This window comes from Microbacterium sp. CCNWLW41 (assembly GCF_037083505.1).
In genome coordinates this window covers 35,196-53,548 of the sequence record NZ_JBAOJP010000001.1, presented here as the reverse complement: position 1 = coordinate 53,548, position 18,353 = coordinate 35,196, and the positions used below count along the sequence as shown (strand labels likewise).

Genomic DNA, 18,353 nt, shown 5'->3' with positions numbered 1-18,353 from the left:
CGCGGCCCGCGCGCGCGGGCCGCGGCATCCGGTCATCCGTTCCCCGCCGCCGGGACCGGCCGGAACGGTCCCCCGGAGACCTCCGACACCAGTTCGACGTACTCCTCGCCGCCGACGAGGTCGTCGGTGGAGTAGAGGTCGGCGACCTCCTGCAGCGCTGTGACCAGGTGCGTCTGCGGGACCGCGTTGTCGCCCTTGCCGTGCACGCCCTGCCGCGTCGACATCACCGCGGCGAGCCGGGGCAGGCTGTCGGCGCGGTCCTTCCAGAGCGCGTGCAGCGAGCGCGGCGTGGCGTTGCGGCTGCCGTGATGGCCGACCTTGTACAGGTCGATCCGTGCAAGCCGCTCGCGCAGCCGCGGCTCGCCGGGGAGCTGGTCCAGCGTGTGCCGCCAGTTCTCGATCTGGGCGTCGCCGGGGAAGAGCAGCGACAGGCCGCCGATCTCGAGCAGCAGGATCAGGCTGGTGTTGTTCAGGGCGTCGTCGAGGTCGCGGACCAGCCGCGCGGCCGACGCGGTCCGCTGATCGGCCAGGCGGTCGATCAGCCAGCGGACCGGGCCCGGGCCGTGGGTCATGGGCGCCGGGGTGCCGGCGTCGGCGGCGGCGCCCACCATGCGCAAAGAGGCGTCCAGTGCGGTGAGCCAGTACTCCGGATCGTCCTCGCGCTGCTTCGCGACCCGCGGATCCTGGTCGACCGTCGGCGGGCCCAGCACCGTCGCCCGGAGCCCGGGGATCAGCGCCTCCATCCCGGACTCCATGCCCGCGTGGAGATAGCGCCCGCGGCCGTCGCGCGACAGCTCGTCGAGCAGGGCCACGGCCTCGGCGTTCTTGAGCTGGTCCTCCGCGGCCGTCCGCACCTCGTCGTCGAGGCCGGCGAGCCCCGCGAGCCGGGCGACGTGCTCCTGCGCCTGCGCGAGGAGCGCGGCGTAGCGCACCGACGCGCGGCTGAGGCCGGCCGGCGCGGCGCCGGCGTCCGGGCCGTCCGCCGTGGCCGACAGTTCAGGGTCCTCCGTCCACGACCGCAGCACGAGCGTCGGAGCGAGCCGCCTCATGATCGCCGCGCCGGCGTCGACCTCGAATCCCCTGAGGTGATCGCGATGACGGTGGCTCACCACGAGGACGTCGAGGTGGCCGCCGGTGTGCTCCTCGACGAGCGCGGCGACGTCCGCCATGCGGCCGCGGGCCATGCCCTCCCGCGGCGAATGGCTGGTGCCGTAGTCGATGAGGATGTGCCGGGCGGCGCGCCCGTCCTCGAGCGGCCCGTCGTACTCGATCGACACCAGGAAGCAGTCGCCGAAGCCGACCTGGTACATGCGCACGCGCGTGCGGACGGCGGCGCTCACCATGTCTCCCCGGAGCTGCGCTCGGTGCGGTGCAGCTGCGCGAACGTCTGCCCGCGCGCGGCGCTGTCCGAGAACCCGAGGCGCCGCGAGGCGTCGTGCCGGCCCGTCCGGGCGAGGTGGTCGAGCCGCTTCTGCTGGCGGCGCCAGTCGTCGAGACGCTTGTGGACGTGCAGCTTCAGGCGGCCGAACTGGTCGAAGATGAGCGTTCCGCCGCCGAACAGCTGGACGGGCGTGCGCGGGTCTATGGCCGGCGACAGCTGCAGCCCCGACTCGTCGGTGAACTCGCGAGCGGTCATCTCGGCCATCTGGACGTACGTCGCCACCGACTCGGGGACGATCAGCCCGTCGGGGCCGATCCGCTGCGTGGGCAGCACGGACTCGATCACGGTGTAGTAGTCCGTCGACACGTCCAGGCGGCGGGCGTTCTGCCACAGGAACCGGAACACCTCGTCGCGGTCGCTGCGCAGGCCGGCGAAGTTGATGCCCAGGTAGTAGGGCGGCAGCTCGGACTCCAGCACGTCGGTCACGCGGTTGGCGGAGCGCTGGATGCCGGCGCGCGCGAATCCCTCCACCAGGAGCTGCCGGTAGCCCAGGTCGTCGTCGGGCGCGACCTCGTTGTCGGCCAGCAGCACGGCGTTCAGCAGGTCGCCGAAGTCGAACTCGACCGGCGGCAGGTAGTCCAGACCCCGGATCAGCATCGTGAGCAGCTGGAACGCCGCCTTGGCGCCCTCCTCGGCGGCGCGCGCCCGGTCGAGGGTGATCCGGCCGGTCGCCCCCTCGCCGCGGGGCCTGGAGAACAGCGCCTGCAGGCGCTTGACCCAGATCTCGATGAGGACGTCGAAGGCGATCGCCACGAGCACCTCGCCGCGCCGATGCGGCTCGAGGAACTCGGGAAGCTTCGCCCAGTCCTGCGGCGGCGGGTTCAGCGCCGACTGGCGCAGCGCGCCGCGACCCTGGGTCAGCACGCTGCCGATCTGCTCGGCGACCCGGGCGAGCATGCTCCGCCGCAGCGCCTCGCGCTCGACGCGGCTGCGGGGGATCCGGCCGCTGCGGTCGGGCCGCCCGAGCGCCTGCTCGAGGACCGGACGCATCGAAAACACCGACAGCAGCGCCACGATGTCGGCGAACCCCTCGTGGAAGGCCGCCTGGTCGGGCAGGCTCGGCTCGAGGAACCGCCGGCGGAGGCCGTCGAGCACAGCGTGGGTCGTCTCGTGCACCACGACGTCGTGGCTCAGGCACGTGTACACCGCCTCGCCGCGGGGGTCAACCGGAGGCACGTAGCCGAACAGCAGCGCCCTGTCGTCGTAGGAGTAGAACGCGTTGGCCTCCGGGAACGCGTGCGGCACGAGGAAGAGCTGGTGGCTGCGGAAGCCCCACGGCAGCCGGCGCCCGAGCGCCGTCTCGAACGTGGCGAGCGTGCGCGCGGCGGTGGCGTAGACGTGCTGCGCGTGGAAGGCCAGATCGGTGCGCAGCACGTCGTCCGCGGCATCCGCGAACAGATCCTCCCTGCCCAGCGGCGCGTGCTTGACGTAGCGGCCGGTCGCCGTGTCGTAGTCGACGACGTGCAGCCGGGATCCGCGGGGACCGTCCTCCATCCGCGACCACGGCACCTTCACGTTCGCGGTGAGGATGCGCCCGTCGTCGCCGCTCACCGCGGGGTCCTGCGCGATGAGCCGCAGCGTCACGTGCGTGCGCGGCTCGTCGGCGGGCTCGGCGTACTGGACTTCGTCGGCCATGTCGCACCTCCCCAGGGTCTTGGGACCACATTGCAGTGGACCGCCCCGATGCGGAAGAGGGGTGGCGCGCGCACGCTGATACCCGCGGGGCCGGTCGCGCCGGGTGCCAGGTTCCGCGGCGTCCGTCAAGGCGGGTGCGGCCATCCGGCGGCGGGTGCAGGCTGACCCCATGAAGATCGACATCGTTGAGCACGAACCGCCCTACCGCGTCGGCATCGTCATCGGCAGCCTGTCGCGCGAATCCGTCAACCGCCGCCTCGCCGAGGCGCTCCAGCGCCTGGCCCCGCGGGAGCTCGAGTTCTTCGAGATCGGATACGCCGACCTCCCGCTGTACAACCGCGATCTCGACGGCGACTACCCGCAGGTCGCGACCGACTTCAAGGAGGCGGTGGACTCCGCCGACGCCGTGCTCTTCGTGACGCCGGAGTACAACCGGTCCATCCCCGGCCCGCTGAAGAACGCGATCGACTGGGGCAGCCGGCCGTACGGGCAGAACGCCTGGGAGGACAAGCCCACCGGGGTCATCGGGGCGTCACCGGGCAAGATCGGCACGGCCGTGGGCCAGCAGACGCTGCGCAGCACGCTGAGCTACCTGAACGCACGGCAGATGACGTCGCCCGAGGCCTACATCCAGGTCACGCCCGGCCTCATCGACGACGACGCGCGGGTGACCGACCCCGAGACCGAGGAGTTCCTCCGCACGTTCATGCGGAAGTTCCTCGAATACGTCGCGCGCGTGCTGACCGTCATCCCGCAGGAGTGACGTCCGAGCCGGATGCCGCGGCCTCGGTCGCATCCGCCGGCTCGGGGTCGTGCGCCCACGTGGGCGCGAGGGCGCGGATGCGCGCGGCGCGCCACTGCCAGGTCGCCCACAGCATCGGCCACAGGAGCGCGGCGGTGGGTCCGCCGATCACGAGCCGGTCGCGCCAGAGGGTCTTGCCCGGCTGTCCCGGTGCCGGCGCCACGGCCATCTGGTGGTCCCAGACGTCGAGGCTCGCGAGGGGCCCCGTGAGCGGGATGCCGCTGTCGCGGAAGATGCGCACCTCGCCGCCCGGCCCGTCGACGCGCCGTTCGCTCGCGTGGATCAGTTGGCGGCCGACCGGCACCGAGCCGAACGCCGACAGCTGCACCGGCACGTCATCGCCGGGCGACCACGAGGTCGGCAGCCCACTGGGCACGAGGGGCTCGAGGCCGAGCACCGGACCGTACAGCTCGGCCACCGCCCGTGGCGAGTGCAGCGCCCGCCACGCCGCGTCGGGGTCGCAGTCGATCACGAACTTCAGCAGGATCCGCATGCTCCAGTGTCGCACCCTGTGTGTCGGATGGTCGCGGCTCTCGCGCGCTTCGGCTGAGCACGGGCGGTCCGCGCCGGGGGCCGGCCGAGGACCCGCGATCGCGTCGGCTTAGGCTGGACGGATGCCCGAGAGCCCCTTCGACCAGCAGCGTTACCAGGTCCGTCACGACTGGGGTGTCGAGGGGCTTCGCCGGCTCGCCCCGGCCGACGTCGTCGTGGTGGTCGACGTGCTGCGGTTCTCCACGACGGTGACGGATGCCGTGGCCCGCGGCGAGACCCCGCCGCTCGACGCCTCCGCGCACGCGGTGTCGCTGAACGGCGCGGCCGTCGCGGCGGCGGCGGCCGGGACCGGCGCCACCGTGCTGCTCGGGTGCCTGCGTGACGCCCGCGCGGTCGCCGACGCGGTGCTCGATATCCAGCGCCGTCGCGCCGAGCGCACGAGCATCGCCGTGATCGCCGCGGGCGAGCTCGCCGGCCGGTGGAGCGGAGCGCCGCTGCGGTTCGCCGTCGAGGATCAGCTCGGCGCCGGTGCCGTCATCGAGGCGCTCGGCACGGTCGGCATCGACCACACGTCGCCGGAGGCGGCTGCGGCCTGCGAGGCGTTCCGCGGGCTGCGCGGCGCGGTGCGGCACCTCCTCACCGCCAGCGCCTCCGGACAGGAGCTGCTGGGCCGCCCGGACCACCCGCAGGCGGCGTCGCGCGACGAGGTGCTGAACGCGGCCGCGGTGGATGCGGCATCCGTCGTCCCGGTGCTGCGCGAGGGCCGCTTCGTCGCCTACTGATCCCGCGGCGTCATCGCAGCGAGCCGCGTCGCACGCGTGATGTCGCGGCGGGTCCAGGTGAAGGCGTGGCGCTCGTCGAATCGCGGCGCGCACTTCGCGCAGGAGGTCGGGCGCGTGGCCTTGCGATGGCGGTAGGCGACGTGCCCGGCGGGGCAGACGCCGATCCACGGCGCGAGCTCCACCGCGGTCTCACCGTCGTGCGTGGTGCCGCCGGCGTAGCCGAGGTCGCGCGCGACCGCCTTCCAGCGGGGGCCGTGCCCGGCCCGGGGGCCCGCCAGCGCGTGCGCGACCTCGTGCAGCAGCGTCTGGTGGTTGGTGTCGTCGTCGTACCGCGCGGCGAGGTAGCGCGAGACGCTGATGCGCTTGCGCGAGTAGTCGCAGAGCCCGGCGCGGCGCTTGGCGTTGTCGAACGCGAAGGTCCACGACCCGTCGAGGTGGGCGGCGATCAGGGCCTCGGCCCAGTGCCGCACGCGATGCAGTTCCGACATGACGCGAGACTAGAACGTATCTCCGACACTCGGGCCGGGGCGGGTCAGCTGGCCACCGAGGCCGCCGCGCGGCGCCGGTCGGCCGCGTCGATCGCGAGCAGCGTCGATTCGAGCTGGTCCTCGGTCGCCCCCGACTCCTGCCGGAGGAACAGCGCCCGCTTGAAGTCCTTGCGCGCCGCCTCGAAGTCGCCGGCGTCGTAGTTCACCTTGCCGCGGTGCTGCAGCGCGAACGCGGCGATGCCGGCCCAGCCCTGCCCCTCGGCCTCCTCGGCGCACGTCGTCAGCTCCTGATCCGCCGCGGCGTAGGCCTCGCGCGCCTGCAGCACGGTGGCGTGCAGGATGCGCGCCCGCAGCAGGTCCTTGCGGGTGCCGGCCATGCGGGCCACGCGCACCGACTGCTCCGAGACGACCAGCGCGTCGTCGAGGCGGTCGAGCACCTTCAGCAGCCACACCCGCTCGAGCAGGGCGGGGAGGCTGCGCTGCTCGCCGATCTCCTCCAGCCGCTCCTTGCACTGGCGCGGATCCACCTGCTCGCGGAGGGTGTCGGGATCGTACCCGCGGATGTAGCTCACGTCTGACTCCCTTCGCCGCGCCGATGGCTGCATCCAGTGTGCCTGGCGCCGCGTGGGTCTCCGTCGTGCCACGCCGAGTCGCGGCATCCGCCCCCTCGTCCGTCCCCGTCCCTCCCCGCCCCTCTCCTCTTCCTCCTCTCACCCAGTAACCGCGGTCTCGCCGAACGACCATGCCGTCGGCGCCCATGTCGTGGTACCTCGCCGAGTTCGCGGTATCTCGGCGGAGGGAGGGAGGGAGGGGAATGAGGGGTCGGCGGAGGGAGGGAGGGGAAAGGCGGGCGGGTGGGGGGTCAGCGGGTGAAGACGGATGCCGAGGGCTTGGGTGAGGGCGTCGCATCGGCGTCGGTGGCCACCCGGGCGCCGCGCACGAAGTCGTCGAGCTCGCGGCCCTCGGCCACCTTGGCCGGGTGGGGGCCGGCGGCCATGAGCCGCGGCAGCCACTCGGTCGGAAGCGGGGCGCGCGAGGCCGCGATCACGAGGTTGCCGAAGCGGCGTCCCTTCAGGGTCTGCACCTCGGCGAGCACCACGACGTGCTCGAGCACGGCGCGCACCGTGGCGACCTCGCGGCGCGCGAACGCCAGGCCCGCGCCGTCGGCGACGTTGACCAGCAGCACGCCGTCCGGCGCCAGGAAGCGCGCCGCCTCGGTGAAGAACTCCACCGTCGTCAGATGCGCGGGCGTCTGGGCGCCCGAGTACACGTCCGACACGAAGAGGTCCGCCGCGCCGACGAGCCCCGCGGGCAGGCGGCCGAGCGCCTGCCGGGCGTCGCCGATCCGAACTCGCACCGACGCTCCGCGCGGCAGGGGGAGGTTCTCGCGCACGAGATCCCACAGCGCCGGCTCGAGCTCGACCACCTGCTGCCGGGACCCCGGCCGCGTCGCCTCGACGTACCGCGGGATGGTCAGCGCGCCCGCGCCCAGGTGGATCGCCGTCAGCGGCTGCCCCGGCATCCGCAGCTGGTCGATCACCGCCCCCATGCGCGCGATGTACTCGAAGTGCAGGTGCGTCGGATCGTCGAGGTCCACGTGCGACTGCGGCGTGCCGTCGACGTCGAGCTCCCAGCCGCCGCCGAAGGGCGAGCGCACGATCCGCGCCAGCGTGCCGTCCGACAGTCGAGCAGTCGGTGCGGCCGGCTCGTCCCTCGCGCGTGCCATGGCCACCACGTTAGCCGCACCCCGTGCCTGCGACGCGCCGGTTTGACACTTCTGCGCGCGAGCGTGCGGATGGGGTTGGCAGAACGCTGAGGAAGCGGCATCCGTCTTCACCGAAACCGAATCGAGACACAGGCGTAACCGACGGAGGGGTTCCGCGCGGGTAGCGTCGGAGGATCACTCCCCGATGAGGGCTGCGCGCACCTCTGCTCCACATCGATGTGCAGCGGAGCCCACACGACATGGAAGGTGCACAGCACATGCTCCACACCGCCAGAAGGCGCTGGCTCACCGGCGCCGCAGCGATCGCCGTCGGCGCGGTCGTCCTCACCGCCTGCGCGAGCCAGCGGGACGAGGGCGGCGCGACCGACGAGGCCGCCGACGTCGACTCGACGTTCATCTTCGGCTCCTCCGGCGACATCGCAGGCCTCGACCCGGCGATGGCGAACGACGGCGAGACGTTCCGCGTCTCGCGGCAGATCTTCGAGGGCCTCGTCGGCGTCGAGCCGGGCTCGGCCGACCCCGCCCCCGGGCTCGCCGAGAGCTGGGAGCAGTCCGAGGACGGCCTCGAGTACACCTTCCAGCTGAAGGAGGGCGTCACCTTCCACGACGGCACGGACTTCAACGCCGAGGCCGTGTGCTTCAACTTCGACCGGATGAACAACTTCACCGGCCTGGCCGCCACCGAGAGCCTCTCGTACTACTGGGGCAAGCTCATGCGCGGCTACGCCGAGACCGGCACGTCGATCTACGGCGGCTGCGAGGCGACGAGCGACACCGAGGCGGTCATCACGCTGACCCAGCCGTTCGCGGGCTTCATCCCCGCACTGTCGCTGCCGTCGTTCGCGATCCAGAGCCCCGCGGCCCTGGAGGAGTTCAGCGCCGATGAGGTCGGCGGCACGGCGGAGGCGCCCGTGCTCAGCGAGTACGCGCAGGGCCACCCCGTCGGCACCGGTCCCTTCAAGTTCGACGAGTGGGCACCGGGCGAATCGGTCACCCTCAGCGCCTACGAGGACTACTGGGGTGAGCAGGGCCAGGTGCAGGAGATCATCTTCCAGGTGATCGGCGACACCACCGCCCGCCGCCAGGCGCTCGAGTCCGGCTCGATCGACGGCTACGACCTCGTCGCGCCCGCGGACCTCGCCTCCCTCGAGGAGGCCGGCTTCAAGCTCGTCAACCGCGAGCCGTTCAACATCCTGTACCTGGCGATGAACCAGGCTGTGCCGGAGCTCGCCGACATCCGCGTGCGTCAGGCGATCGCCCAGGCGATCGACAAGGAGCAGCTCGTCACCCAGGTGCTCCCGGAGGGCACCGAGGTCGCCCGCGAGTTCATGCCGCCCGTCGTCATCGGGTGGAACGAGGACGTCACCACGTACGACTACGACCCGGAGGCGGCCAAGGCGCTGCTCGCCGAGGCGGGCTACGACGAGGCCAACCCGCTGACGCTGCAGTTCAACTACCCCGTCAACGTGTCGCGCCCGTACATGCCCAACCCGGAGCAGATCTTCACGAACCTGGCATCGCAGCTCGAGGCCGTCGGCATCGTGGTCACCCCCGTCGGCGAGGACTGGAACCCCACCTACCTCGACCGCATCCAGGGCGGCGCCGACCACGGTCTGCACCTGCTCGGCTGGACCGGCGACTACAACGACCCCGACAACTTCGTCGGGACGTTCTTCGCCACCCCCGGCAACGAGTGGGGCTTCACGAACGAGGAGCTCACCGCAGCGCTGACCGAGGCCCGCGGCCTCGCGAACGCCGACGAGCAGGAGGCGGCGTACCTCGCCGTCAACGAGCAGATCATGGAGTTCCTGCCGGGCGTCCCGCTGGCGCACCCGGTCCCGACGCTGGCCTTCGCCGAGCGCGTGACCTCGTACCCCGCCAGCCCCGTGCAGGACGAGGTGTACAACATGGTGGAGCTGAGCGAGTAAGGAAGGCAGAGCGGATGCCGCGGCCCCGGGCCGCGGCATCCGCTCCGGCTTCCCCGCCCGACCCGACGGCGCACCCGCGCCGCCCGTCCCCCGGAGAGAGCATCCGTGCTACGCACCATCGGGAGCAGACTGCTCCTGCTGATCCCCACCCTGTTCGGCCTGTCGATCCTGCTGTTCCTGTGGGTCCGTGCCCTTCCCGGCGGGCCCGCCGTCGCCCTGCTGGGCGAGCGGGCGACGCCTGAGGCCGTCGAGCAGATCAACGAGCAGTACGGCTTCAACGAGCCGATCCTCGTGCAGTACTTCACCTGGCTCGGCCAGCTCCTGTCGGGTGACTTCGGCGTCTCGCTGCAGACGCGCCAGCCGGTCATCGAGGAGTTCCTGCGCCGCCTCCCCGCGACGATCGAGCTGAGCGTCTTCGCGATCATCCTCGCCGTCGGCATCGGCATCCCCCTCGGCTATCTCGCCGCCCGCCGCCACGGCAGGGCGTCCGACCACGTCCTGGTCGGCGCGAGCCTCCTGGGCATCACCATCCCGGTCTTCTTCCTGGCGTTCATGCTGAAGTGGGTCTTCGCCGTCCAGCTCGGCTGGCTGCCGTCCGAGGGACGGCAGGATCCGCGGCTCGACGCGACGCACTACACCGGCTTCTACGTGCTCGACGGCATCCTGACGGGGGAGTGGGATGCCGCGTGGGACGCCTTCCTGCACCTGATCCTGCCCGGGATCGCGCTGGCCTCCATCCCGCTCGCGATCATCGTGCGCATCACCCGCGCGTCGGTGCTCGAGGTGCAGAACTCCGACTACGTGCGCACCGGCATGGCCAAGGGCATCTCGCGGTCGACGATCCGCAGCCGCTTCATCCTGCGCAACGCCATGCTGCCGGTCATCACGACGATCGGCCTCCAGGTGGGCCTGCTGATCTCGGGCGCGGTCCTCACCGAGACCGTCTTCGCCTATCCGGGCATCGGCTCGTTCCTGGCACGTGCGATCTTCACGCGGGACTACCCCGTGCTGCAGGGGTTCATCATCTTCATCGCGATCGGCTACGCCCTGATCAACCTGGCGGTCGACGTGTCGTACAGCTTCATCGACCCGAGAGTGAGGGTCTCATGACATCCGCGATGCTTCCCCCCGCCCCCAGCGGCGGGCCCGTCGACGACACCGCCGTCGACGACAAGGAGCTGCTGGCCGCCAAGACCGGCGGCGGCGGGTTCTGGCGCGACGTCTTCCGGCGCCTGCGCCGCAACCCCAGCGCGTGGGTGGGCGGCGCGATCATCGCCCTCCTCGTGCTGGTCGCGATCCTCGCGCCCTGGCTGGCGCCGTACGGTCCGACCGAGCTTCCCGGCCAGCGGTACATCACGCCGACGCACATCCCCGGGCCGGGCGAGATCCCCGAGTTCCCGCTGGGCCTGGACCGCTTCGGCGGCGACGTGCTGTCCAAGCTCATCTGGGGCGCGCGCGCCACGCTGATCATCGGCGTCGTCTCGACGGCGATCGGCCTCATCGGCGGCATGATCCTCGGGTTCCTGTGCGGCATGTTCGGCGGGTGGGTCGACACGCTCGTCATGCGCATCGTCGACATCCTCCTGTCGGTGCCGTCGCTGCTGCTCGCGGTGTCGGTGGCGGCGGTCCTCGGCCAGACGCAGGCCTCGCTGATGATCGCCATCGGCGTGGCCCAGGTACCGGTGTTCGCGCGCCTGCTCCGGGCCTCGATGCTCCAGCAGCGCAACGCCGACTACGTGCTGTCGGCGCAGACGCTCGGCCTCGGGCGCGGCAAGATCACGATGAGCCACGTGCTGCCGAACTCGGTCGGACCGGTCATCGTGCAGGGCACGCTGTCGCTGGCGACGGCCGTCATCGAGGCGGCCGCGCTGTCGTACCTCGGCCTCGGCGGCGACGTGCCGCAGACCGCCGAGTGGGGCCGCATGCTCACCTATGCGCAGCTCGAGCTGGCCGTCGCGCCGTGGCTGGCGTTCCTGCCCGGCATCTGCATCACCATCACCGCGCTCGGCTTCACGCTCTTCGGCGAGGCGCTGCGCGAGGCGATGGACCCGCGCACCCGGGCGCGCTGACCCGGGCGGTGGGGCCGGGGCGGCAGGCGTCGTCAGACGGCGATGTCGAGCTCGTTGCCGGGGATCGAGGCCAGCAGGCGCCGCGTGTACGGGTCGCGGGGGTTGGTGAAGATCTCCTCGGAGGATGCCGCCTCCACCAGCTGCCCATCCTTCATGACGCAGACGTAGTCGCTGATGAGCCGCACCACCGCGAGGTCGTGCGAGATGAAGAGGTAGCTCAGGCCGTACTCGCGCTGCAGGTCTCGCAGCAGCGTCAGCACCTGGTCCTGCACCAGGACGTCGAGCGCCGACACCGGCTCATCGCAGACGATGAGGTCGGGGGAGAGGGCGAGGGCCCGCGCGATCGCGACGCGCTGCCGCTGGCCGCCGGACAGCTCGGACGGGTAGCGGCGCAGCATCGTCTGCGGCAGCGCGACATCGTCCAGCAGCTGCCGCACGCGCGCGGCGCGCTCTTTGGACGAGCCGCGCCGGTAGAACTCCAGGGGCTCGGAGATGATGCGCTCGATGGAGAACATCGGGTTCAGCGACGAGTACGGATCCTGGAAGATCGGCTGCACGCGCTGGCGGAAGTCGCGCAGCTGCCGGCCCTTGAGCGTCGCCACGTCCACGCCGTCGAAGCGCATGGCGCCGGACGTCGGCTCGATCACCTTCAGCAGCATGCGCGCGGTGGTGGTCTTGCCCGACCCCGACTCGCCGACGATCGCGACCGTCTCGCCGCGGGGTATCGCGAACGAGACGTCCTTCACGGCGGCGAAGTCCTCTTTGCTGCCCCGCACGCGGTAGATCTTGGTGAGGTCCTCGACCTCGACGATGTAGTCGGGCGCCGCGGTCGCGCCGCCGTCCCCGGCCGAGTGCGCGCCCGCGGGCGCCACGGGGTGCTCGGCGGGCGTCGGCCCGGTGAGGGCCGGTCCCGAGCCGGGCCCTGGGGCCGGCGCGTCGGCCGCCGCGTGCGCCTCGGCGGGGTGCGCGGCGGGGTGCTCGGCGGGCGTCGGGCCGGTGACGGCGGTCGCGGCATCCGTCGTTCCTGCCGGTGCGATGTCGGGCTCGGGAGCCTCCGGTGCGGCGGTGCGGAACACCTCGGGCCGCAGCCGGACGGCCGCCACCGACGGCGCCGCCTTGACGAGCGCCTGCGTGTACGGATGCTGCGGATCTTCGAGGATCTGGCGCGCGGGGCCCTGCTCGACGATGCGCCCGCGGTTCATCACGACGACGCGCGATGCGCGCTCGGCGGCCAGTCCGAGGTCGTGCGTGATGAGCATGACGGCGGTGCCCCGCTCGGCGGTCATGCGCTCCAGCTGGTCGAGGATCGTCTTCTGCACCGTGACGTCGAGGGCGCTCGTGGGCTCGTCGGCGATGAGGAGCTTCGGGTCGCAGGCCAGGCCGATCGCGATGAGCGCGCGCTGGCGCATGCCGCCGGAGAACTCGTGCGGATACTGCTTGGCGCGGTCGGCGGCGTCGGGCAGTCCCGCTGCGGCGAGCGTCTCGACCACCCTGCGGTCGACGTCCCGGCGCGTGGCGAGGCCGTGCGCGAGGAGCGTCTCGGCGATCTGGGTGCCGATCTTCGCCACCGGGTTGAGGTTCGACATCGGGTCCTGCGGCACGAGCCCGATCGACCGCCCGCGGATGGTGCGCATCACCGACTCGGGGGCGCCGACCAGGTCCTCGCCCTCGAACAGGATGCTGCCCTTGGTCACCCGGCCGTTGCCCGGCAGCAGGCCGATGACCGCCATGGCGGACGTGGACTTGCCCGATCCGGACTCGCCGACGATCGCCAGCGTCTCGCCGGCGGAGAGGTCGAGGTCGACGCCCTCGACGGCGTGCACCGGGCCGTCGATGGTCTGGAATTCGACGGCGACGTCGCGCACCTGGATCAGCGGTGCTCCCGCGACGGCGCGTTCGGAGGATCGGGCCATGGGCTCCATCCTGCCTCGCGTCGCCGCGTTGCGCACGGACAGCGCGACAGCCTTTACCCATCCGTAACGCGTGCCCTCGGAGGGACGAGCGGACGGTCTTGCGCACATCTCCACACCCTCGCGCCGGCGGCTCCGGCACAGCGGGCATTTGTCGCCCGCAACCGCCGGATCCGTGGAGTTGTGCTCACTGATCCGGCAGGCGACCGGCGGCAGTACCGTGGAGCACATGGCGGCGATCGACCTCAACGCGGACCTCGGCGAGACCGTCGGCGGCGTGCCGACGGCCGACGACGAAGCGATGTTCGCCGTCATCTCGAGCGCCAGCGTCGCGTGCGGCGGTCATGCGGGCGACGCCGCGTCGATGCGCGACGCGGTCGCCCGCGCCGGGCGGCACGGCGTCGCCGTCGGCGCCCACCCCTCCTATCCCGACACGGCGAACTTCGGCCGCGTGTCGGTGGTGCTCGACCCCGCCGACCTCGCGCTCATCGTCGCCCGCCAGCTCGCCGATCTCGTCGCATCGGGCGCCGACCTGCGCTACGTCAAGCCGCACGGCGCGCTCTATCACGCGGTGACGAGGGACCGGGAGCAGGCGGATGCCGTCGCCCGCGCCGTCGCCGATCGCGCGGCGCTCCTCGGCCGGCCCCTCCCCGTGCTCGGGATGCCCGGCGAGATCGCGCGCGCCGCGGCATCCGTCGGCCTCCCCTTCGTGCACGAGGCCTTCCTCGACCGGAGCTACCTGCCCGACGGATCGCTCGTGCCGAGGGCGCGGCCCGGCGCCCTGCTCGAGGATCCGGAGGCCGTGGCCGCACGCGCGGTGCGTCTCGCCCGCGAGGCGGTCGTCGAGGCGATCGACGGCTCGGTGATCGCCGCGGAGGCGGCCTCTCTGTGCGTCCACGGCGACTCTCCCGCCGCCGTCGACATGGCCCGCGCCGTGCGCGCCGCGCTCGACGCGGCAGGCGTCGAGGTGAGGGCGCCGTGGTGACCCCTCGCCGCGCGCGTCGCCGCCGGCGTCGGGCGGGGGAGGCGGGGCGGTGACTCCCCGGGTCCGGCCCATGGGAGAGCGCGCCTTCCTGCTGGAGGTGGACGCGCTCGAGGAGGTCCTCGCGCTCCACGCGGCGCTGGCCGAGGGCCGGCCGGACGGCGTGGTCGACCTCGTCCCGGCCGCGCGCACCGTGCTCGTCCGTATCGACCCGCGCGTGCTCGCGCTGCCGGCCGCGCGGACGTGGGCGCTCGCTGCCGCGGCGGAGGCCGCGCCGCGAGGCCCGTCCGCGACGCGCGAGGTGGAGCTGGACGTCGTCTACGACGGCCCCGACCTCGCCGACACGGCACGACTGCTGGGAGTGAGCGCCGACGAGCTCGTGCGCGCGCACGCCGCGGCGCGGTGGCAGGTCGCGTTCACGGGATTCGCTCCCGGCTTCGGCTACCTGGTCAGCGACGACTGGCCGTTCGACGTGCCGCGGCTCGACACGCCGCGCACGCGGGTCCCCACCGGGGCGGTCGGGCTCGCGGGGGCCTTCACGGGGGCCTACCCCCGCGACACTCCGGGGGGCTGGCGCCTCATCGGCACCACCCCGGCGCCGCTGTTCGACCCGGATGCCGCCTCCCCGGCCCTGCTCGCGCCGGGGACCCGCGTCCGCTTCCGTCCGCCGGCGCGGCGGGGGTCGGCGGTCCCGGGCGAGGCATCGGCGCGGGGACTCGGGGCGTCGCGGCCGGGTGATGGCCCCCCGCGCGAAGCGGCGGACGGCGGATCGGGTGAGGCTGCGGGCGGGCGACCCGGTGAGGCGGCCGCGGGCGGATCCGGAGCGGTGGCGGCGGGCGGCATCCGGATCCTGGAGCCGGGGCTGCTGACGACCGTGCAGGATCTCGGGCGACCCGGGGTCGCATCGGTCGGCGTGGCGGTGTCGGGGGCGCTCGACCGCGCCGCACTGCGCACGGCGAACCGGCTGCTGGGCAATCCCGAGGGCGCCGCCGGTCTCGAGGTGACGATGGGCGGGCTGCGCGCCGTCGCCGAGCGCGACCTGTGGGTGTCGGTGACCGGTGCGTGGGGCGTCGTGCGGCTGGACGGCCGCGAGATCGACCCGTACCAGGCTCACGCGTGGCCGGCGGGTGCCGAGCTGCACCTCGACTGGTTCGTCCACGGCGCCCGGGGCTACCTCGCGGCCCGAGGGGGCGTCGACGCGCCCCACGCGCTCGGCTCGCGCGCGACGGATCTGCTGGCGGGGCTCGGCCCGGCTGCGCTGCGCGCCGGCGACGTCGTCGGGGTGCGGGACGAGGTCTCCGCGCCGATCCCCGTCGCGCCGCCGGCCGCGTGGGGTGCGCCGCACGACGACGAGCTCGAGCTCGAGCTCGCACCGGGACCGCGCGCCGACTGGTTCGCCCTCGCGGCGCTGGAGGCCCTGTTCGACACCGTGTGGACCGTCTCGAACCACGCCGACCGGGTCGGCGCCCGCCTCGACGGCCCCGCGCTCGTGCGGGTGCGCGGGGGCGAGCTCGCCAGCGAGGGCATGGTGCCCGGAGCGCTCCAGGTGCCCCCGAGCGGGCGGCCGACGATCCTCCTCGCCGACGGTCCTGTGACCGGCGGCTATCCGGTCATCGCCGTGGTGACGGATGCCTCGCTCGACCTCGTCGCGCAGGCCAGGCCCGGGACGCGCATCCGGTTCCGCCACGCCCGTGTCGTCGTCTGAGCCGGGCCGATCCGGAATTCGGAGTTGCTGCGGGTTTCCGGAGCGGGGCGGGGTGTGGCATCCGGAAATCGCGTGATTGTCCGAAATTCGGATGCCGCGACCCGCCGCCTCTACCCCGCCGCCTCTGCCGCCCCCGCCGCCCCCGCCGCCCCCGCCGCCCCCGCCGCCTCAGTCGGACCCCGCCTCCAGCAGATCGGCCGTGGCCCGCAGGATTGCCACGATCGCGGCCGTGCGGGCGTCGGCGGCGCTGCGCCGGCCGTCGGTCTCGACGCCGGCGGGCGCGGCGATCGACGCCGTGTCGCGCAGCGACGACAGCAGCGGGCGCGCGCCGAGCTCCTCGGCCGCGGACAGCAGCGGACGCTGCTCGTAGTCGTCGTCGATGATGTCGGAGACGGCCTTCACGAACTCGCGGTAGCTCAGGGTCGGGCTCTTGCCGAGGACCGTGAGCGCGGCGGTGCTGAACACGCCGCGGCCGTTCGTCTCGAGCGCGACCTGGTTGGGCTGGCAGGCGCTCACGAGCACCTCGCGGTTCGCCTCGTGCGGCCTGGGCGGCTCCGCGGCGCGGTCGGTCTCGATCTCGACGACCCGCGCCCACGCTGCGCGCCGGAAGGGGTCCGACAGGGCGGCGGCGCGCTGGGCGCGGTAGGCGTCCTCCTCCTCGGAGTCCAGCACCGTCATGCGCGCCTTCGTTCCGGCCGGGATCCTCTTCTCGGTGAACTCCGACCGCGTCAGCCCCCGGTTCACGGTCCCCGAATGGCAGGAGTCGAAGAACAGCGACACCGCGACGCCGTCGGGGATCGCATCCCAGATCGCGCCGAGGTCGTCGTCGATGATGAGGTTGCCGTCGCGGAAGTCCACGGGGCACAGCGCCTCGTCGCTGGGTCCGAAGGAGTCGGTCTCGTCGCCGTCGAGGTCCGGGACGAAGGTGCCGTGGCCGGCGAACTGGATGGCGACGATGTCGCCGTCGCGCGCCGCCGAGACCTTGTCGAGCATGGCGCGCAGGATCTCGTCGCGCTTCGCGTCGGCGTTGCGGATCGACTCGACCTCGAAGCCCGCGTTCCGGAACGCCTCGCCCCACGCCTCGGCGTCGGCGACGCACCCGCTCAGCGGGTCCTTCGGGTATGCGTCGATGCCGACGCACAGCGCCAGCTTGCGCGGCACGGCCCCGCGCACGCCGGTCGGCTCCGGCCGCGGCGGGCGCATGGGCTCCAGCTCGACGCCGCGGCCCCGCGTCGGGAACACCGTGAGCCGCTCGGGCTCGTCGCTGTCGGGCACACCGAGGACGCGGCGCGCGAGGCTCATCATGGTCTCGACGTCGTTGTCGAACGCCCCGTGCGACGTCGCCTGGGTGCGGCTGCGGCGCCCGCGCGCCACCGGTCCGAGCACGAGGCGGGTGGGGTCGTCGCCGAGGTATCCCATCGTGCGGCCCGCCCGGCGCAGGTGCTCCTCGAGTCCGAGGATCTTGGCGTCCCGCTCGGCCTCGAACGCGCGCGAGACGAGGTAGAGCAGCGACTTGCGGTAGACGCCGCCGGTGTTGTCCCGCTTCTCGTGCGTCTCGTCCATCGTGAAGATCGCGAGGTCCTTGATCTTCCCCGTCTCCGCCAGCGGCAGCAGCGTCGCCTCGAACGTGTCGACGCGCACCGCGGGAGCGAGGAAGGTGACGCTCGCGACGTGGTCCACGGCGTCGTCGCCGTCGAAGAGCCGCGGCACGAAGTGCGAGTGGTAGATCGAGCCGGCGCTGTGCCCGGCGATGTGCAGCTCGATCGCGCCCTGGTTGGCGGCCATGTACTCGCGCAGCGCCGCGGCGAGGATGTCCGCGCCGCCTCGCGTCCCGTCGGCGAGGGCGGGCAGGCACGAGGCCGCCGAGTCGAGCTTCATGTCGTCCCAGAACTTGCGTCCGCCCAGCACGCGCGCCGCGGCCTCCACCGCGCGGTCGGTGAGATCGGTGAAACCGCGCGAGCCTGTCGCCCGCCCCGACAGCACGTCGGCGAGGGTCGTCATGAGCCCGCTCTCCCACACCAGGTGGATGGGGTAGACGCCGTTCTTCTTCCACCACGCCGACTGGTGGTGCGCGGTCCGCAGACCCGCCGCCTTGTCGGTCAGTCCGCCGTGCGCCCAGATCAGCACCGGCACCGGGGGCGGCACGTCGCGGGCGGAGGCCTTCTTCGCCTGCTGCTCGACGAACGCCGCGAGGTCGACCTCGACCATGCGTCGCACGTCGTCGGCGGTCGTCGCGAACGCGTCGACGTCGGCCGGCTTGGCGCTGGACCTCTCGTCGAGCTTGCCGTCGGCGGTGTGCACGACGTGCTTGCGGAGGGCCGCGAGGTCGGCGGGGCGGAGATCCGCGGCGCGGGCGGCGGTGGTCGTGTCGGCCATGGTGTCACGTCCTGTCT

General features: G+C 73.0%; 15 protein-coding genes. 7 read left to right on the top strand and 8 right to left on the bottom strand.

Going from position 1 to position 18,353, the window contains the following annotated elements; genetic code table 11:
• Positions 1 to 32 precede the first annotated feature (32 nt).
• Positions 33 to 1,343 (bottom strand): hypothetical protein, encoded by a 1,311-nt coding sequence (locus V6R91_RS00175; protein ID WP_336393578.1) that lies wholly within the window; start codon positions 1,341 to 1,343, stop codon positions 33 to 35.
• Positions 1,337 to 3,076, bottom strand: a complete 1,740-nt coding sequence (locus V6R91_RS00170) for a hypothetical protein (protein WP_336393577.1) — start codon at positions 3,074 to 3,076, stop codon at positions 1,337 to 1,339. Before V6R91_RS00170 ends, V6R91_RS00175 begins: the two co-directional genes overlap by 7 nt.
• A gap of 169 nt (positions 3,077 to 3,245) precedes the next feature.
• Between V6R91_RS00170 and V6R91_RS00165 the strand changes: the two genes are divergently transcribed.
• Positions 3,246 to 3,839 (top strand): NADPH-dependent FMN reductase, encoded by a 594-nt coding sequence (locus V6R91_RS00165; protein ID WP_336393576.1) that lies wholly within the window; start codon positions 3,246 to 3,248, stop codon positions 3,837 to 3,839.
• Here the strand turns inward: V6R91_RS00165 and V6R91_RS00160 are convergent.
• On the bottom strand, positions 3,823 to 4,371 hold the full coding sequence (locus tag V6R91_RS00160) for a hypothetical protein (protein ID WP_336393575.1): 549 nt from the start codon (positions 4,369 to 4,371) through the stop codon (positions 3,823 to 3,825). The two genes, V6R91_RS00165 and V6R91_RS00160, sit on opposite strands and share 17 nt — an antisense overlap.
• 121 nt (positions 4,372 to 4,492) lie before the next feature.
• On the opposite strand from V6R91_RS00160, the gene V6R91_RS00155 reads away from it, so the two are divergent.
• Complete coding sequence (locus V6R91_RS00155; protein WP_336393574.1) at positions 4,493 to 5,152, top strand: 2-phosphosulfolactate phosphatase; 660 nt, start codon at positions 4,493 to 4,495, stop codon at positions 5,150 to 5,152.
• Here the strand turns inward: V6R91_RS00155 and V6R91_RS00150 are convergent.
• The 3 genes from V6R91_RS00150 to V6R91_RS00140 form a co-directional block, all read right to left on the bottom strand.
• Positions 5,146 to 5,640, bottom strand: coding sequence for a SprT-like domain-containing protein (locus V6R91_RS00150; RefSeq protein ID WP_336393573.1), 495 nt, complete (start codon positions 5,638 to 5,640; stop codon positions 5,146 to 5,148). The genes V6R91_RS00155 and V6R91_RS00150 overlap by 7 nt on opposite strands.
• Positions 5,641 to 5,684: 44 nt before the next feature.
• On the bottom strand, positions 5,685 to 6,212 hold the full coding sequence (locus V6R91_RS00145) for a hypothetical protein (RefSeq protein WP_336393572.1): 528 nt from the start codon (positions 6,210 to 6,212) through the stop codon (positions 5,685 to 5,687).
• A gap of 290 nt (positions 6,213 to 6,502) precedes the next feature.
• On the bottom strand, positions 6,503 to 7,366 hold the full coding sequence (locus V6R91_RS00140) for a spermidine synthase (RefSeq protein ID WP_336393571.1): 864 nt from the start codon (positions 7,364 to 7,366) through the stop codon (positions 6,503 to 6,505).
• A 257-nt stretch (positions 7,367 to 7,623) separates the two neighbouring features.
• Here V6R91_RS00140 and V6R91_RS00135 point away from each other — a divergent pair, with 257 nt between their 5' ends.
• The 3 genes from V6R91_RS00135 (at position 7,624) to V6R91_RS00125 (ending at position 11,363) form a co-directional block, all read left to right on the top strand.
• Positions 7,624 to 9,294, top strand: a complete 1,671-nt coding sequence (locus V6R91_RS00135; RefSeq protein WP_336393570.1) for an ABC transporter substrate-binding protein — start codon at positions 7,624 to 7,626, stop codon at positions 9,292 to 9,294.
• A 105-nt stretch (positions 9,295 to 9,399) separates the two neighbouring features.
• Entirely contained in the window at positions 9,400 to 10,404 is a 1,005-nt protein-coding gene (locus tag V6R91_RS00130) for an ABC transporter permease (protein ID WP_336393569.1), read from the top strand.
• Positions 10,401 to 11,363, top strand: coding sequence for an ABC transporter permease (locus V6R91_RS00125; protein ID WP_336393568.1), 963 nt, complete (start codon positions 10,401 to 10,403; stop codon positions 11,361 to 11,363). Before V6R91_RS00130 ends, V6R91_RS00125 begins: the two co-directional genes overlap by 4 nt.
• Before the next feature lie 32 nt (positions 11,364 to 11,395).
• Here the strand turns inward: V6R91_RS00125 and V6R91_RS00120 are convergent, their stop codons facing one another.
• A complete protein-coding gene (locus V6R91_RS00120) occupies positions 11,396 to 13,276 on the bottom strand; it encodes an ABC transporter ATP-binding protein (RefSeq protein WP_336393567.1) in 1,881 nt (626 codons plus the stop codon).
• A 226-nt stretch (positions 13,277 to 13,502) separates the two neighbouring features.
• Here V6R91_RS00120 and V6R91_RS00115 point away from each other — a divergent pair, with 226 nt between their 5' ends.
• Positions 13,503 to 14,258, top strand: coding sequence for a 5-oxoprolinase subunit PxpA (locus V6R91_RS00115; RefSeq protein ID WP_336393566.1), 756 nt, complete (start codon positions 13,503 to 13,505; stop codon positions 14,256 to 14,258).
• A 70-nt stretch (positions 14,259 to 14,328) separates the two neighbouring features.
• On the top strand, positions 14,329 to 15,960 hold the full coding sequence (locus V6R91_RS00110; protein ID WP_442928100.1) for a 5-oxoprolinase/urea amidolyase family protein: 1,632 nt from the start codon (positions 14,329 to 14,331) through the stop codon (positions 15,958 to 15,960).
• Positions 15,961 to 16,128: 168 nt separating this feature from the next.
• Here the strand turns inward: V6R91_RS00110 and V6R91_RS00105 are convergent, their stop codons facing one another.
• Positions 16,129 to 18,336 (bottom strand): caspase family protein, encoded by a 2,208-nt coding sequence (locus tag V6R91_RS00105; protein WP_336393564.1) that lies wholly within the window; start codon positions 18,334 to 18,336, stop codon positions 16,129 to 16,131.
• Positions 18,337 to 18,353: the final 17 nt, after the last annotated feature.

Bases quoted from the DNA above. Each gene is read 5' to 3' on its own strand.
- V6R91_RS00175 (WP_336393578.1), bottom strand. From the start codon at position 1,343: ATGGTGAGCGCCGCCGTCCGCACGCGCGTGCGCATGTACCAGGTCGGC.
- V6R91_RS00170 (WP_336393577.1), bottom strand. From the start codon at position 3,076: ATGGCCGACGAAGTCCAGTACGCCGAGCCCGCCGACGAGCCGCGCACG.
- V6R91_RS00165 (WP_336393576.1), top strand. From the start codon at position 3,246: ATGAAGATCGACATCGTTGAGCACGAACCGCCCTACCGCGTCGGCATC.
- V6R91_RS00160 (WP_336393575.1), bottom strand. From the start codon at position 4,371: ATGCGGATCCTGCTGAAGTTCGTGATCGACTGCGACCCCGACGCGGCG.
- V6R91_RS00155 (WP_336393574.1), top strand. From the start codon at position 4,493: ATGCCCGAGAGCCCCTTCGACCAGCAGCGTTACCAGGTCCGTCACGAC.
- V6R91_RS00150 (WP_336393573.1), bottom strand. From the start codon at position 5,640: ATGTCGGAACTGCATCGCGTGCGGCACTGGGCCGAGGCCCTGATCGCC.
- V6R91_RS00140 (WP_336393571.1), bottom strand. From the start codon at position 7,366: ATGGCACGCGCGAGGGACGAGCCGGCCGCACCGACTGCTCGACTGTCG.
- V6R91_RS00135 (WP_336393570.1), top strand. From the start codon at position 7,624: ATGCTCCACACCGCCAGAAGGCGCTGGCTCACCGGCGCCGCAGCGATC.
- V6R91_RS00125 (WP_336393568.1), top strand. From the start codon at position 10,401: ATGACATCCGCGATGCTTCCCCCCGCCCCCAGCGGCGGGCCCGTCGAC.
- V6R91_RS00120 (WP_336393567.1), bottom strand. From the start codon at position 13,276: ATGGCCCGATCCTCCGAACGCGCCGTCGCGGGAGCACCGCTGATCCAG.
- V6R91_RS00115 (WP_336393566.1), top strand. From the start codon at position 13,503: ATGGCGGCGATCGACCTCAACGCGGACCTCGGCGAGACCGTCGGCGGC.
- V6R91_RS00110 (WP_442928100.1), top strand. From the start codon at position 14,329: ATGGGAGAGCGCGCCTTCCTGCTGGAGGTGGACGCGCTCGAGGAGGTC.
- V6R91_RS00105 (WP_336393564.1), bottom strand. From the start codon at position 18,336: ATGGCCGACACGACCACCGCCGCCCGCGCCGCGGATCTCCGCCCCGCC.